The following is a 15,358-nucleotide window of genomic DNA, read 5'->3' on the forward strand; positions in this document are numbered from 1 at the left end:
TAAATTAGTTGGTTAGTTTGCCTGATTGGCTAGCTATTAATATCTTGCGTGGTGAGATTGGCACCGAGTTGGCGTAGCTTTTTAAAACGCTCGCGGGCTGCTTGTTTAGCCGCTGCTTCTACGGGTACAAAATCAAAAACTTGGTTAAACCGACGAATGTAATCCGGTAACTGAGTAGCCAAGTTAATTAAAACTTTACGATTGCCAACAGGTGGCGTAATACCAATTTCTACAGGTGCGCCGCCTTTAGGGCCTTCACCTTGTAAATTATGTGGCACAAAACTATCTGGATCGAATGCCCAAATTATTTCATCAATGGCACAGGCTGCTTCGTTATCGTTAACACAAATAAACACACGCTGCCCATTTCGATACTGATCGGCCGCAATTTGAGCAGCCAAAGCAAAATGATCGTCAGCCTTCGCTTTAGACTCATCTTGTTGCTTTAGAACGAAAAATTTAGCGTTCATGTTCATTGTATCGGGGTTTCCCATGACATTGAATGTATACCAAATTGATATACATAAATTAAGAGGCAGATTTTGCCATATAACGGGGTTTGCTTCAATTAATACACAAATAAATAAGGCGCCAAATGGCGCCTTATAAGTAGTTAAACAGTGTGTTTAATCTTGAGCGGCTTCACTTACGCCAGCTCTATTTAATAAATACTGAGTAAGCATTGGAACAGGACGACCCGTTGCGCCTTTTTTAGCGCCGCTGCGCCACGCTGTACCGGCAACATCTAAATGCGCCCAATGATACTTTTTAGTAAATTTAGACAAGAAACATGCCGCAGTAATAGTACCCGCAGAGCGTCCACCTAAGTTTGTAAAGTCAGCAAATGGGCTTTCTAGCTGATCTTGATAGTCATCCCATAACGGTAACTGCCATGCACGGTCGCCACTTTGCTCAGACGCTTTTAATAAATCGTGTGCAAGTGGGTTATGGTTTGATAGTAAACCAGTCGCATGCGCGCCAAGGGCTACAATACAAGCGCCAGTAAGTGTTGCTACGTCAATAACGGTATCTGGATTAAAGCGTTCAACGTACGTTAGTGCGTCGCACAATACTAAACGACCTTCAGCGTCGGTGTTTAACACTTCAACTGTTTGCCCCGACATTGTTGTTAAAATATCACCCGGGCGATACGCGTTTGAGCCAGGCATATTTTCACAGCCAGCTAAAACACCAATAACGTTAATTGGCAATTGCATTTGTGCAAGTGCACGCATTGCGCCAATAACACCTGCAGCGCCGCCCATGTCGTATTTCATTTCGTCCATGCCTTCGCCTGGTTTTAATGAAATACCGCCTGAGTCAAACGTTAAGCCTTTACCAACAAGTACAATAGGGGCTTGGTCGTCAGCGGCGCCTTTGTAGTTAATAATCGACATAATTGATTCGTTATCACTACCTCGGCCAACAGCTAGGTAAGAATTCATACCTAGTTCTGCCATTTGCTTTTCGCCAATAATATCAACAGTGATGTTGTCAAAATTAGTCGCCAACTCTTGTGCTTGCTCGCCTAAGTACACTGGGTTACAAATATTTGGTGGCATATTAGCCACGTCTTTACACAGCTTACTACCTGCAGCAATGGCTAAACCATGCTCAATGGCACTTTCGCCAATCGTTAGTTCGCGTCGTGTTGGTACGTTAAACACCATTTTACGAAGTGGACGACGAGGGTCTACTTTTTTACTTTTTAATTGGTTAAACGTATATAAGCAATCTTGCGTTGTTTCTACTGCTTGACGAACTTTCCAGTAAGTGTCGCGACCTTTAACGTGTTGTTCTGTTAAAAAGCAGACTGCTTCCATAGAGCCTGTTTCGTTTAAGGTATTAATAGTTTTAGAAATAATTTGTTTATATTGCTTATCATCAAGCTCGCGCTCTTTGCCACAACCAACAAGCAATATGCGCTCGCTTAATACATTGGGTACATGATGCAATAATAAAACTTGGCCTGGCTTACCTTCTAAGTCGCCACGGCGAAGTAAATTAGAGATATAGCCATCACTAATTTTATCGAGTTGTTCACCAATGGGGGATAACCTACGTGGCTCGTAAACGCCAACCACAATACATGCGCTGCGCTGTTTTTCTGGGCTACCACTTTTTACGTTAAATTCCATTGTCACTCCTGATTTTGAGTCATTTAAGTTAGTAAGTTGGGGCTAAAAAAGTATTTTCTAGTCTTATCTACGTAACTTATGTGCGGATAATTTTAATTTTAGCTGATTTTGCTAGACTCTTACTGTGTAATTGAACTTTATATGCTTAAGGGCTACTAATGCAACATTATATCGTGCACTTAGGTAGGATAATTAAATTTGATGGCTTATAATAATAGCCTATTTGCCGGTATTAATTGGGTAAAATAGCTATTTAACTATTCAATTCTCACTATCGTAGTGAAATTCCATGTTTAACAGGGGCGAGCATTGCTAATTTTCCGTTATTTGACCGCTGAGGTTTTAAAATCGCAGGTCGCCGTATTTTTAACTTTAATGACAATCTTTTTGTCACAAAAGTTAGTTGGTATTTTAGGTGATGCCTCTGAGGGCAGTATTCCTGCTAAATTAGTGCTATCGATGATTGCACTAAAGCTTCCACAACTAGCCTCGCTAATACTTCCGCTGAGTATATTTTTAGGCATTATTTTGGCTTACAGCCGTATATACGCCGATAGCGAAATGACCGTGCTTAAAGCCTGTGGCGTAAGTGAATGGTATGTTGTGCGCGTAACGCTTATATCAAGCGTTGGGCTTGCCATATTAGCCGCTGCATTGACTATGTATATAGCGCCGTGGGCAAGCGAGCAAGAGTATCAATTAAAAGAACAAGCCAAAGCCGATGCGGGGTTATCTGCGCTCAGAGCTGGGCGGTTCCAAGAAACCGGTAACGAAAAAGCCGTGGTGTTTATTCATAATATTGAAAAAGGCGGCAAAGAGCTCAATAAGGTATTTGTTGCACAGTTACCTGATAGCGAAAAAGGCAATCTAGCGCGCTTAGTATATGCACAGCAAGGTGTTGTGGTTGAAGCCGTAAATGGTGAGCAACAGCTAGTACTAACAGACGGTAAACGTTACGAAACAGACGGCACAACGCCTGCACTTAACTTAACAGAATTTGATGGTTACAGCGTACAAATACGAGAACAAGAAATAGAGCATCAACGCCGTAAATTAGAGGCTGTGCCAACTAACCAATTATTGGCTATAAACACTCCTGAATCTATTGCTCAATGGCAATGGCGACTCGCTATTCCGTTATCAATCCCACTACTTACCTTACTCGCAGTGCCGCTAAGTGTGGTTAATCCTCGCCAAGGTAAATTTGCAAAACTAGTGCCTGCTATTAGCTTGTACTTAGGCTATTTTATTTTACTAAATGCCGCTAAATTTGCAGTTGAAGATGGCAAAATCCCGCCTTCAATCGGCTTGTGGTGGATTCATCTAAGTGCCTTGTTTATAGGTGGGTTATTAATTATAAAAGGGCGACCGCTGGGCGCTTGGCTTAAAGCCGTAGTAACTAAGCGGGAGTTAGGCTCATGATGAAAACGCTTGATTGGTATTTAGGCCGCAGTATTTTACAAACTACCGGCTTTGCATTGTTGGTACTTGTTGGTATTAGCACCTTAATTAAATTTATCGACCAGTTGAAGTCGGTAGGGCGCGGCAGTTACGACTTAATGACCGCAATGCTTTACACGCTTTACACAATACCTGGCGATTTAGTGGTGTTTTTTCCGATGGCTGCGCTAATTGGTGGCTTAACGGGTTTAGGGGCACTTGCCTCAAACAGTGAGCTGGTAGTGATGCAAGCCGCCGGTATGTCGCGCTTACAAATAATTGGCTCTGTGATGAAAACAGCCATATTTATGGCTGTATGCATGATGGCTCTTGGCGAATGGGGTGCACCTGAAGCGCAATTACACGCTAAAGAAATGCGTAACCAAGCAATACATGGCGGCGATGTGTTTAATACACAAAAAGGTGTATGGGCTAAAGACGGCAATAATTTTATTAATATTGAAGATGTTGATGAAAACGGCAGGCTCAACGGGGTACACATGTACCACTTTGATAAATCGTTAGAGCTTACCCAAATTACTAAAGCAAGAGATGCACTAAGCCGAAAAGAAGGCTGGCTACTTCGTGACGTAAATAAGGTTATTATTACTAGCGAAAAAACCACAACAGAGCAATTACCAGAAGAGTTTTATCCTTCGCAACTCACAGCTGAAAAGTTAGGGGTTGTTTCGGTAAAACCGGAGTCACTTTCATTTACTGGGCTTTGGTCGTATTTAAGTTACTTAGAGCAAAACGAACAAGACACAAGTACCTACGAGCTTGCTCTATGGCGTAAGTTGATGCAGCCAGTATCTGTTGCGGTAATGCTGCTGGTGGCGCTCTCGTTTATATTTGGCCCGCTGCGTACCGTTACTATGGGCGCACGCATTATTATGGGTGTTGTAACGGGGATTGTGTTTCACTTAACTAATGAAATATTTGGCCCTGTCGTTATGGTTTACCAAATACCTGCCATTATAGGTGCGGTATTACCCAGTATTATATTTATAGGCTTTGCGACATATTTGATGAATAAACGGGTATAAAGTGCCTATTCAAAGCATGAAAAAAGGTGACCACTGGTCACCCTTTTTGCTTTTTAATTACTGCTTAATTACTGCTTAATTACCGCTTAACTCACGATTCGAAAAGTTGGTATTAATCAAGCTCACTATAAATACGTCTGTTTTCTTCTTTAGTAAGCGCAATAACTTCTGTTTTAGAGATGTAATCTTGCAGTGCTTTTTTGTTTTTAAAATCTACTAACACCACCAAATTACCTAAACCGAGTAAAGCGCTAACGCTGCGGATAATTGATTGCGGCCAGCTAATTAAATTACCCTCGAGAGTTTGTACTTTTAAACGCCATGCACGCATGCCAATGGTTTGCCCGCTTTTAGTCCAAAAGTAGCCAAAAAATACTAAGGTAACAATAATTAAAAGAGCTGTACGAATACCCGAAAGAAGATTTGAATTTTGAATAAAGGCAGATACATCCTCTGCGCCATTTAAACTAATTACATCGAGAGAAATAAGCCCTTGTACTGCAAATAAATACAGCACTACAGTTAACATCGCAAACGCAATAATGGCTAACGTATCGTAAACTAACGACGCAAAACGGCGCCAAAAACCAGCACGTGGAAACTCACCCGACATAAATACACTCTCACTATTAATATGCGAGCTAGTTTAGCAAAAAAGCTTACAAATACTAAGACATGTTAATGTTTAGAGAGGGAATTGATTTTATTGCTTTAAGTTATTACCTATAGGGGAAATGAAAAAGACCCTGCTATTGGTAGCAAGGCCTTTTAATTTATAGCGGATTTAACCTAGCTTGATAGCAAGGTATTTTATGTCGTCACCACTTATTTGCGGTAAAAAATAAATATCGCCGTATTTAAAATACTGCTGCGAGTTAATTATTACGGCCTGCGCTGCTTGAGGCAATGAATCGTAAGTTTGGCCCAAGCTATAATCATTCACATTCCCCACTTTTATTGCCTGATTAAGACGGGTTGGTGGCTCATCAACCACTGTATAACCGTCATTATTTGCGACGTAATACACGTTTTGATATGTGTAGTAGGTGGTATTGTGATGCTTAAAATGCCTGTAATTTCTTGGTAGCGTATTTATACGCAGGCCTCTAGGAGGCGTAACTACATGGTAGCCTCTTTTAGCTTTACGGTAGTAAAGGCCGTCGTTAAACGTAAACGAAATACCATTAAATCTAATCGATGCGCTATTGCGTGGTAAATGGTTTGTAAATCGATTTTGTCTGTAAGCGACTGAATTATTATGGTTTGTTAAGTAGTTATATTTGCGCTGGTTGTAGCGGTATTGTTCACGCTTTTCCTGCTTGTACTTAGCAAGTTTACGTTTTTCTTGTTTACGGTCTTCTCGTTTTTCTTTTTTATGCTCAATACGCTGCTTTTTTTCATGGCGGCGTTCATCGCGTTTATATTCAACACGTTTGTCGTGGTCACGTTTAAAGCTTTTATCATTCTCTCGCTCGTTTTGTGCTCCAAGCGCAAAGCCTGATACTGCGCCAATGGCGAGCAGTGCAGGTAGTAAAAAAGTAAGTTTCATAGTATTGCCTCGTTTATGTTTTTACATAACTGGGTTCAATACTAGCGGTTCAAACTGAATGTTAACTGACATACAACAGCAAACGGAGCTATGCTTACAGCTTTTTACATTTTACTGACGGTTCTTGACATAATCTCTAGTTTTTGACGATTTTTAAGGGTAATTCTGTTCTTTTTAAGTATATTTATTACGAGAGATATTTTAATAATATTGCTATTAAATTATGTATTTGGACTTTTTTGTTGTGTTTAGAAAACGTTATTTCCGTGCATTTTAGATGGGAAAATACCAATAATAGAATTTAAGTGGTGTAAAAAGCTAAGTTTGCGGCACGTTGTTTATTGCCGCAAACATGACTTTATATTTTAAAGTGCGTATTTATCTTTTAATAAATTTAAGGCTAGGGTGATACGTTATGACATTAACTTTAACAAATGCTGTGTTATTAACGTTTCTTTTAACAACTTTAACTGGAACATACTTGATTACCTTAGTCTGGTTAATTTTTTTCAGTTCTCGTTTTAGCTGAACCTTTTTATATTCTTGCTTTGTATATCTATCATGTGGTGCTGCAAATGCAGAACTAGATAAAGTGCCAATAACTAATAGTGCAGGTAGTATAAATGTAAGTTTCATAATATTGCCTCGTTTGTGGTTAACATGGCTAGTATTGACGTTTGAAACTGAATGCCAACTGCATGCAGGGCAACTGTAGGGAGGCTTTACACCCTTTTACTTATCTTTACTATTCTTGACGCTAATACCAATCCGCAGTAATACTTAATCAATTTGAGAGATTCAATCTAACGCTAACTCTATTAAAAAATGACTGATATATGGCTGCATAAATGCAGAAGGTAGAGAAATGAAAGAGCAATTGTCGAGAACAACTAATAACAAATTCAGCAGTGTTATCAACACCGTTTTCTTACCTCAAAACAGGTAGCTTGATTAAGCTACCAGGTATAAAACCGTATCGGTTCTATACCAATTCCATATATCGTTTAGAGTCTAGGTTGGCTACTTTTGATAAAAAGGATAATCGCTATAACCGACTTCAGTACCGCCATACATAGTGGCTGCATCGGCCTCGTTAAACGTCCAATTATTCGCTATACGCTCTGGTAAATCAGGGTTAGCTATAAATGGGCGACCAAATGCAAATAAGTCACCGTAACCTTCACCTAAAATACGTACCGCTTTTTCTACTGTGTATTTACCAGCATAAATGATGCGACCTGAAAATTCAGCTCGTACTGCTTTATAAAATTCTTGTGGTAAATCAGGAGCATTTTCCCAATCAGCTTCCGCTATTGATAAGTAAGCAATACCTGCTTGCTCAAGCACTTTAACGGCTTGTACATAAGTATGATGAGGGTTTGATTCAACAAGTCCTAAATACACTCGTGTTTCATCTGTGCTTTCAAATAAAGGAGCAAAGCGAACACCTAAACGGTTTGCGCCTACAACGTCACTTACCGCTTCAACTATCTCTTTTAAAAAGCGCAGGCGATTACTAAGCGTTCCACCGTATTGATCGTCACGGTTATTAGTATGTTCAGAAATAAACTGATTAACTAAATACCCGTTAGCACAATGAAGCTCTACGCCATCAAAGCCTGCTTCTAGAGCATTACGTGCAGCTTGCGCATACATGTTTACCAGCTCGCCAACCTCAGTAGTACTTAGTGCACGGGGGGCACTTGGGTCAGCCAATGCGCCTTCACCAGGTGCGGTTTCAATAAATACTTTTACATTGTCAGCAATAATATCTGAAGGGCCAACCGGTTTACCTGAATTTGGTTGTAGTGTGGCGTGCGATACGCGCCCTACATGCCAAAGCTGAGCAAAAATAACACCGCCTTTAGCATGTACTGCATGTGTTACTTTTTTCCAGCCTTCAATTTGTGCTTGCGAGTGAATACCTGGGGTCCAAGCGTAACCTTGTCCACGAGGTTCTATTTGTGTGCCTTCGGTAACCATAAAACCAGCCGATGCCCGCTGCGCATAATACTCAGCCATTAATTCATTAGGAATATTGCCAGGCTGAGTGCTGCGAGAGCGAGTAAGAGGTGGCATCACAATACGGTTTTTAAGTGTAAAAGGGCCAAGCTCAATTGATGAGAATAAAGGGGCGGTATTAACTAATTCTGATTTCATTTTAAATTCTCTTATAAAGCAAACAAAGGCTTAAATAGTGGTTAAGCAACATTGGCAGCATAGAGATTTAAGGATACAATTTGAAACAACACTTTTTTGTGCAGCATACAATTATGAATGGTATTAGTCGGCTCGATATAAAACAGTTAAGAGTACTCAGTAGCTTATTAGAACTGCAAAATCTTTCGCAAGTAGCCAAAAAAATGGGGTTAACGCAACAAGCTATTAGTGAGCAACTACGAAAACTACGAGACTTATTTGACGATCGCTTGTTTATTCGCCAAGGTAATAACATGGTTGCTACTCCTAAAGCGCAAGGACTCAAGGCGCCTGTTAATCATATTTTAAAGCAATTAGAATCGTTACTAGAGCCCGAGCTGTTTAGTCCGCAAACTTATAAAGGTGTGTTTACCATAAGCGCAACCGACTACGCCACGCAGGCTTTATTGCCGCAATTATTTAATATTACCCGCCGCGAAGCGCCAGGTTTAAAGCTGATTGTGCGCGACTTTGCGTCTGACAACGTTAATCAACTTATAACGGCAGGCGAGCTTGATTTGCTGATAAGCTTTCCAGAATTTATACCCGACAACCTTTCTTATATCACTTTGTTTGAAGAACAGCATTTGTGTATTACCGGTATTGGTAACACTACTTACAGTGAACCTTTGAGTTTGGCGCAATTTGCAAAGCATTCACAGCTAGTGGTGTCGCCATCGCGTGCTAATTTGCGTGGTTCGCACGATCAGTGGTTTGAAAGCCAAGGGCTAAAACGTAATATTGTAATGTCGGTACCGAGTTTTTCAGCGGTGCCCGACATTTTACATACAACCGATATGCTAGCGTTTTACCCATCAAGATTATTACCAAATAGCAAAGTTAAACAGCTAAAAATAGAAGCTTTGCCCCCTACATTTAAAGTTATAGCCGCATGGCATCCGCGTACCAATAACAGCCCAATTCATAAATGGTTGATAGAACAGCTGCAAAACCTATAACAGTAAACTTTAATGCAAGTATTAATGTAAGTATTAATGTAAGTATTAAAGCAAATACTGTTACCATAATTAACGATGGTTATTAAAGATTGTCGTCAGCTAATTACAGTGTCCTTCAATTGTGTTTTAAGTGCGGTAAAGGAATTATAAAGCTAAATGTTTAAGTTATTTTTTGGTGTTTTTTGCTGTCTACTTTGTTTTAGTACCTTTGCTAACGCAGTAAAAGAAGATGTTGAAAAAATACTAAGTGGACATTTAACGAGTGGTCAAAGTCGTGAGCTTATGGATAAGTTAGAGCGCAACCTACCTTATCCTTCTGTGCTCGATACTGCTCGAGTTAAAACTGTAAAGTGTTGGTTTTATGACTCCCAAAATGACAAAAATCATATAGCATTAAATGATTTACTGACAGATGCTAATCAAGCAATCAAAAAAGCTGACTCGCCTAAATTAAAACTCGATTTAGAAACATGCCAAGCATTTCATTTATACCAACAAGGCAAAGTAAGTACAGCCACTTCAATGACTAAAAATGTTATTAGTGCATCCTCAAAAAATCCAGAGCTTTATTATCAACATGCGACAGCTAACTTAATTTTAGGAAGGATTTTTCGTTCGCAAGGCTCGTATCAGCAAGCTTTTTTAGCATTTCAACAAGCTTATAATTCCTTTGAACAAGGCGGCTTTTCTTACGACAAAGCGCTCATACTTAAAGAGATAGGGCTTATTCATGCCGACCTTCACAATTTTTTGCTGGCTGAAGAACAATTACAAAGAGCGATTAATGAGCTGACAAATTACAATGAGCAAGAGTGGTACATAGCCACAGATATCCTAGCCCAGGCTTATGAAGCCCAAGGTAATTACCAAAAAGCGATAATGCTGTACAACAGTATACTCCCAGCCGTTACTAAGTATGAAGACGATGAAGGGAGTGCTTACCTACTCTTTAAAATCGCACAAATAAATATTCAATTAAATGAGCTGCAAGAGGCTAAACAATACTTAAATCAAGCTAGGGATTTAACGCTAAATAGTGAGTGGATTAAATTTATTCAATCAATAACAACAGCTGAGTGGTTAATTAAAAAGGGCCGCCTAGATGAAGCGGAACTTCTTTATTTAGATTTTGAACAAAATAGTTCTCAAGTATGGTCAGTTGACTCTTTAACTCGTTTTTTAGAATTTAAGCGTGAATTAGCAGTGCAAAAAAGTAATTATCAGCAAGAAGCCTTAGCTCAAAGAGAGTTATTAAAAATAGCAGATAAAAAAGTGCAAGAAATTGCAGATAATACATTACTTTCTCAACGTTTAGCATTTGACTGGGATCAGCAAAAACGAGAAATAACAAGACTGAAAGAATCGTCAGAGGTAAAAGAGCAGTTATTAAATTTAGTTAATGAAAAAGCATTTTGGCAAATCGCATCGTTGCTATTTTCTATTGGGTTAATATTGATTTTAGCTTACATAACTTATAAACAAACTCAGCATAAACAGCGATTCAAAACACTTGCATTAAAAGACGAATTAACAGATATCGCTAATCGTAGAGCAATATTTGCATTTAAATACAACGCGATTAAAAAAAGTGAGTTTTTAGGGAGCGCGTGTTCATTAATTGTTATTGATATAGACCACTTTAAACAAGTAAACGATACATACGGACATGATATTGGCGATGAAGTTATTATCTCTACAGTTAAATTTATAGAAAAAAACATTCGTCAAACAGATTGCGCAGGTAGGGTTGGCGGAGAAGAGTTTTTAGTTGTTTTACCTAATACAGCACTTAGTTTTGCGCATGAAGTTGCCCAGCGTATACGCGAAAATATTGAGAATGTTACTCATACCTCACTCCATATAAAATCAACAGTAAGTATTGGTGTAGTAGAAGTTAAAGCGGGCGAAGCCCCAAAAGATGCATCTCGACGAGCTGATGAAAAATTATACGCAGCTAAAAATGCAGGTCGTAATAAAGTAATGGTTTAATAATTAAATAATTACTGAGCTGTTAAACGGCTAGTAATTTTTATTTATTATTGAAAAATATAGCAAGCTAATTCACTTAATGTAATGGTACGAATTAGGCATAATTAAATGGTTTATTTTAAAAAGCACTCAACCGGTTTTTTACTTGCACACTTGCTGCATGTAGCAGCCAGCCAAGCTATCAAGATAATGGCATATTGCACAGCGAGATCTCTATAAGTAAATACAGCGCACAAGCTGATATGCAACACGCGACTCATAACACAAACAGGCCTGCCAATATTGGCTGCGGTTTAGGGCTGGAGTTAAGCAAAAAAATAATAAAATGGCACGATGAGTATATCAAGTAAGCGACATGCTAGGGCATCATGAAGTGCTGGTCGATTTTAGTTAACGAGCTTTTTTAATACTTAGATTTGAAATATAAAAACCGCGCTAAGGCACTTTTAAAAAAGCTTTAGCGCGGTTTTTTTACATTCAAAAATATTTAATTTAACGCTGAGAATATAAAAACTTAGTGATTTACTTAGCAAAGTATCTGTTAGCGAGCCCTGCAATGCCAATGATCATCATGTTTAGTGCAGGCTTGTTTTGTGGGCTTGGCTTTTACGATCACAATGCTTGGAGAGTTGTGCTCAGTTACTAAAACAGGCGTAACTACTTTAACTGCTTTTTTATGTGGTTTATGCGCACTGGGACTATGTTGATATACAGTGCAGCCACTCATGGTAAATGCTATTGCTGCTACGCTAATAATTTTTAAAGATAAGTTCATAGGTATTTATCCTCTTTGGCTTTGTATAAGCTTTAAGATAAATCTTTTTTTGTATAGTGCTGTCAATAAACGTAAGTGGAGTGTAAATGTTGCTAATGTTCACTAAGGCAATAGCGCATTTAAAGCTAATGCCTTTGTATTTGAATATTAGATTTGCACAAAAAAGTAAGGCCTAAAAAACCTATAAATCGCTGCGCCAACCCATACCAGACTCTTCCATTAAACGCTCGTACACGCCTTCTATGTTAAGTGGTAACCATGCACCAAACTGTTTAAAGTCACTAAATTGGTCTAATTTTACATTTTGTTTAATTTCGTCAAGCGTATTACCGGCTAAAACGCCTGCTGTTACTTGGCTATATAAAAGCTCTATATAAGTTAAATAGCGCGCTACATCAGCCTTGCTGCCAATATCGGCATGTCCACCTACAAAAGTATTAAAGTCGTATTTGAGTACCGCTTGGGTTGAGTTAATCATGCCCTGAATATCGTAACTCCAGAGTTTTTGCCACGGCATTCTGCCAATAACAATCCAATCAACTACAAACAACGTTTTTTGCTTTTCGAATAATATACTAACCGAACCACGACCATCGTTTGGACCATGATAGTTAAGCTTTACTGTTGACTCACCAAGGGTAAGTAGTAGCTCGTCATCAAAAGTAAGGCTGGGCGCTACCGTTTTCATTTTTGTGTTTTTAATATCTTGCGCGGCGAGTTTATGCGCTACAAACGTGGTGTGCGGGCTTTTAAATACCTCGGCGCCGTAAATATGATCGCTGTGATTATGGCTATAAATTACATATTTTACCGGTACGTTATAGCGAGTTTTAATTTGCTCGCTTAACCAGGAGGCGGCTTTTTTATTAAGCGGGTCGGTAACAATCGCGCCCTCAGGAGTAATTAAAAATACTGAGCGGTGTCTGTCGTCTATAAAGCGGTGTAAGCCGTCCCCTAAGTCTTCTATTTCATAGGCTTGTGTGGCAAAGCCTATAAATAATAGGGCTGTAGTTAATAGTTTTTGTAGCAAGCGGGGCATACACCATTCCTTTTAAAATTGATTAAATTAATAACGCTATTAAAAGAAGAAAGCATAAAGCTGTAAAAAATTTCAGCTGTTGGTTAAATTAAAACTTAAAACTTAAAACTTAAAACTTAAAACTTAAAACTTAAAACTTAAGCCTAAACCTAAACCTAAGTAAAAGGATCAAATATAAGGCATAAATAAAAAGCCATTATAAAAATGGCTTTAGATAGGTTGGTTGGGTTTATCTTTGTGTTAGTTGTTGGTTTATTTCTTCAAAGATACTGGCATCATCTATGGTTGAAGGTATTTGTAGCTCTTCTCCATCAACTAGTTGGCGCAAATTTTTACGCAGTATTTTACCCGAGCGGGTTTTAGGTAACCTATCTACGCTAACTATATTTTTAAGGCACGCAATAGCGCCAATCTGATCACGAACACTTAAAACAAGCGCTTGTTCTACGTCGGTACTTGAGCCTATAAAATCATTTTTAAGCACGATCATTCCCATAGGGAGTTGCCCTTTTAGAGGATCGTTTACACCAAAAACAGCGCATTCGGCAACAGCAGGGTGCGCGGCTACTATCTCTTCCATTTCGCCAGTAGAAAGCCTATGCCCTGCTACATTTATAACGTCGTCGGTTCTGCCCATAATAAATAGGTAGCCGTCTTCATCAATATAACCGCCATCGCCAGATAAATAATAACCTTCGTATTCATTTAGGTAGCTTGCTTTAAAGCGCGGGGTATCTTGCCAAATTGTTGGTAGGCAACCCGGTGGAAGTGGTAGTTTAATTACCACGGCGCCTTGCTCGTTAGCTGCGCATTCATTGCCATCCATATCTAATATTCGCACGTCAAAACCTGGAGTAGGCACGGTAGAGCTGCCAGGTTTTGTTGCTAAGTACTCAAGCCCTACAGGGTTACAAGCAATAGCCCAGCCGGTTTCGGTTTGCCACCAATGATCGAGCACTGGCAGTTTGGTTTTTTCTTTAAGCCACTCGTAAGTGGGAGGATCTAACCGCTCGCCTGCTAAAAACAAACGTTTTAAGCTAGAGGTATCGTATTGATTAAAACCATCGGCATTTGGGTCTTCTTTTTTAATCGCTCTAAATGCAGTGGGGGCACTAAATAATGCATTTACTTTATATTCTTCAACCACGCGCCAAAATGCACTGGCATCGGGCGTTTTAACCGGTTTACCTTCATATAATACGGTCGCGCAGCGATACATTAGCGGCGCGTAAACTATATAAGAGTGCCCAACTACCCAGCCAATGTCAGACGCTGCCCAAAATACGTCGCCGGGCTTCATACCATAAACGGTTTCCATGCTGTATTGCATTGCCACTGCGTGACCACCATTTTCGCGCACTACGCCTTTGGGTGTGCCTGTCGTGCCTGAGGTATATAAAATATAAAGCGGATCACTACCATTTACAGGCACCGGATCTGCGCTTGCAGCCGTTTGCATTGCCTGAGTCCAATCTATGTCTCGTTTAGGCTTAAGAGTGGCTCTGACTTGTGGACGCTGATAAATAACGCAGTGTTCTACTTTGTGCGTAGCTAAGTCTATTGCGTTATCAATAAGTGGTTTGTATTCAATAATGCTGTTTACTTCAACACCGCATGAGGCGCTAAGTATAAGTTTGGGCTTGGCATCATCAATGCGTACTGCTAATTCGTGTGCAGCAAACCCACCAAATACCACCGAATGAATAGCACCAAGGCGAGCGCACGCCAACATACCAATAACCGCCTGTGGGATCATTGGCATATAAATAACAACGCGGTCGCCTTTTGTAACACCTAACGATTGTATTACGCCTGCAAATTTAGCAACTTCTTGTTGTAGTTGTGAGTAGCTATAAGTTTGCTTTGTATTAGTGACTGGGGAGTCGTAAATAAGTGCTGTTTGCTCGCCAAATCCGGCAATAACGTGTTGGTCTAGTGCTAAAAAACTGGTGTTTAATTGCCCGTCACTAAACCAATGATAAAGCCCGTCGTCGTCTTGTGTGTATGCTTTTGAGGGGGTTTTATACCACGGAATATTTTTACTTTGTTCGAGCCAAAATTGGGCTGGGTTTTGCTTAAAGGCATTATATTGCTGTTGATATTCGCCTGACATGTAAGGCTCCTAAAACTAAATTTGTGTGTGAGAGACCTTACAAAATGTAGGCTTTTTTTAGCAAGCAAGCTATTCGACCTTGGTCGGTTAAAAGTTAATCAACACACTGGT

The 15,358-nt window shown here is 39.6% G+C and carries 13 protein-coding genes; 4 read left to right on the plus strand and 9 right to left on the minus strand.

The window, feature by feature from the left end:
- Window positions 1–29: 29 nt before the first annotated feature.
- Window positions 30–476 carry a DNA polymerase III subunit chi gene (locus GQR39_RS13635; RefSeq protein ID WP_007587285.1) on the minus strand — a complete coding sequence of 149 codons (447 nt, stop codon included), beginning with the start codon at window positions 474–476 and terminating at the stop codon, window positions 30–32.
- Between the two features lie 150 nt (window positions 477–626).
- A complete protein-coding gene (gene pepA / locus GQR39_RS13640; RefSeq protein ID WP_007587283.1) occupies window positions 627–2,138 on the minus strand; it encodes a leucyl aminopeptidase in 1,512 nt (503 codons plus the stop codon).
- A gap of 309 nt (window positions 2,139–2,447) precedes the next feature.
- Here pepA and lptF point away from each other — a divergent pair, with 309 nt between their 5' ends.
- Together lptF and lptG are read left to right on the plus strand one after the other, a co-directional pair.
- Window positions 2,448–3,560, plus strand: coding sequence for an LPS export ABC transporter permease LptF (lptF, locus tag GQR39_RS13645; protein ID WP_007587281.1), 1,113 nt, complete (start codon window positions 2,448–2,450; stop codon window positions 3,558–3,560).
- The gene (gene lptG / locus GQR39_RS13650) at window positions 3,557–4,624 is read left to right on the plus strand and encodes an LPS export ABC transporter permease LptG (RefSeq protein ID WP_007587278.1); all 1,068 of its coding nucleotides are present in this window, start codon (window positions 3,557–3,559) and stop codon (window positions 4,622–4,624) included. The genes lptF and lptG overlap by 4 nt, the downstream gene beginning before the upstream one ends.
- Window positions 4,625–4,736: 112 nt before the next feature.
- On the opposite strand, the gene GQR39_RS13655 is transcribed toward lptG, so the two are convergent.
- The 4 genes from GQR39_RS13655 to GQR39_RS13670 form a co-directional block, all read right to left on the minus strand.
- A complete protein-coding gene (locus GQR39_RS13655) occupies window positions 4,737–5,237 on the minus strand; it encodes an RDD family protein (protein WP_007587274.1) in 501 nt (166 codons plus the stop codon).
- A 171-nt stretch (window positions 5,238–5,408) separates the two neighbouring features.
- Window positions 5,409–6,173 (minus strand): DUF6515 family protein, encoded by a 765-nt coding sequence (locus tag GQR39_RS13660; protein ID WP_165735864.1) that lies wholly within the window; start codon window positions 6,171–6,173, stop codon window positions 5,409–5,411.
- A 378-nt stretch (window positions 6,174–6,551) separates the two neighbouring features.
- Window positions 6,552–6,809 carry a hypothetical protein gene (locus GQR39_RS13665; RefSeq protein ID WP_010554878.1) on the minus strand — a complete coding sequence of 86 codons (258 nt, stop codon included), beginning with the start codon at window positions 6,807–6,809 and terminating at the stop codon, window positions 6,552–6,554.
- Between the two features lie 384 nt (window positions 6,810–7,193).
- Window positions 7,194–8,333, minus strand: a complete 1,140-nt coding sequence (locus GQR39_RS13670) for an alkene reductase (protein ID WP_165735865.1) — start codon at window positions 8,331–8,333, stop codon at window positions 7,194–7,196.
- Window positions 8,334–8,413: 80 nt separating this feature from the next.
- Between GQR39_RS13670 and GQR39_RS13675 the strand changes: the two genes are divergently transcribed.
- Together GQR39_RS13675 and GQR39_RS13680 are read left to right on the plus strand one after the other, a co-directional pair.
- Entirely contained in the window at window positions 8,414–9,331 is a 918-nt protein-coding gene (locus GQR39_RS13675; RefSeq protein ID WP_206007862.1) for a LysR family transcriptional regulator, read from the plus strand.
- 156 nt (window positions 9,332–9,487) lie between these two features.
- On the plus strand, window positions 9,488–11,320 hold the full coding sequence (locus tag GQR39_RS13680) for a tetratricopeptide repeat-containing diguanylate cyclase (RefSeq protein ID WP_165735866.1): 1,833 nt from the start codon (window positions 9,488–9,490) through the stop codon (window positions 11,318–11,320).
- 541 nt (window positions 11,321–11,861) lie between these two features.
- Here the strand turns inward: GQR39_RS13680 and GQR39_RS13685 are convergent.
- From GQR39_RS13685 to GQR39_RS13695, 3 genes are all read right to left on the minus strand, one after another.
- The gene (locus GQR39_RS13685; protein WP_121955078.1) at window positions 11,862–12,095 is read right to left on the minus strand and encodes a hypothetical protein; all 234 of its coding nucleotides are present in this window, start codon (window positions 12,093–12,095) and stop codon (window positions 11,862–11,864) included.
- Window positions 12,096–12,276: 181 nt separating this feature from the next.
- Window positions 12,277–13,134, minus strand: coding sequence for an MBL fold metallo-hydrolase (locus tag GQR39_RS13690; RefSeq protein WP_165735867.1), 858 nt, complete (start codon window positions 13,132–13,134; stop codon window positions 12,277–12,279).
- A 229-nt stretch (window positions 13,135–13,363) separates the two neighbouring features.
- Window positions 13,364–15,247, minus strand: coding sequence for a propionyl-CoA synthetase (locus tag GQR39_RS13695; RefSeq protein ID WP_165735868.1), 1,884 nt, complete (start codon window positions 15,245–15,247; stop codon window positions 13,364–13,366).
- Between the last annotated feature and the right edge of the window lie 111 nt (window positions 15,248–15,358).

This window comes from Pseudoalteromonas sp. C8, assembly GCF_011378685.1.
In the GTDB taxonomy this organism is placed as follows: Bacteria; Pseudomonadota; Gammaproteobacteria; order Enterobacterales; family Alteromonadaceae; genus Pseudoalteromonas; species Pseudoalteromonas arctica.

Bases quoted from the DNA above. Each gene is read 5' to 3' on its own strand.
- GQR39_RS13635 (WP_007587285.1), bottom strand. From the start codon at position 476: ATGAACATGAACGCTAAATTTTTCGTTCTAAAGCAACAAGATGAGTCT.
- pepA (WP_007587283.1), bottom strand. From the start codon at position 2,138: ATGGAATTTAACGTAAAAAGTGGTAGCCCAGAAAAACAGCGCAGCGCA.
- lptG (WP_007587278.1), top strand. From the start codon at position 3,557: ATGATGAAAACGCTTGATTGGTATTTAGGCCGCAGTATTTTACAAACT.
- GQR39_RS13655 (WP_007587274.1), bottom strand. From the start codon at position 5,237: ATGTCGGGTGAGTTTCCACGTGCTGGTTTTTGGCGCCGTTTTGCGTCG.
- GQR39_RS13660 (WP_165735864.1), bottom strand. From the start codon at position 6,173: ATGAAACTTACTTTTTTACTACCTGCACTGCTCGCCATTGGCGCAGTA.
- GQR39_RS13665 (WP_010554878.1), bottom strand. From the start codon at position 6,809: ATGAAACTTACATTTATACTACCTGCACTATTAGTTATTGGCACTTTA.
- GQR39_RS13670 (WP_165735865.1), bottom strand. From the start codon at position 8,333: ATGAAATCAGAATTAGTTAATACCGCCCCTTTATTCTCATCAATTGAG.
- GQR39_RS13680 (WP_165735866.1), top strand. From the start codon at position 9,488: ATGTTTAAGTTATTTTTTGGTGTTTTTTGCTGTCTACTTTGTTTTAGT.
- GQR39_RS13685 (WP_121955078.1), bottom strand. From the start codon at position 12,095: ATGAACTTATCTTTAAAAATTATTAGCGTAGCAGCAATAGCATTTACC.
- GQR39_RS13690 (WP_165735867.1), bottom strand. From the start codon at position 13,134: ATGCCCCGCTTGCTACAAAAACTATTAACTACAGCCCTATTATTTATA.
- GQR39_RS13695 (WP_165735868.1), bottom strand. From the start codon at position 15,247: ATGTCAGGCGAATATCAACAGCAATATAATGCCTTTAAGCAAAACCCA.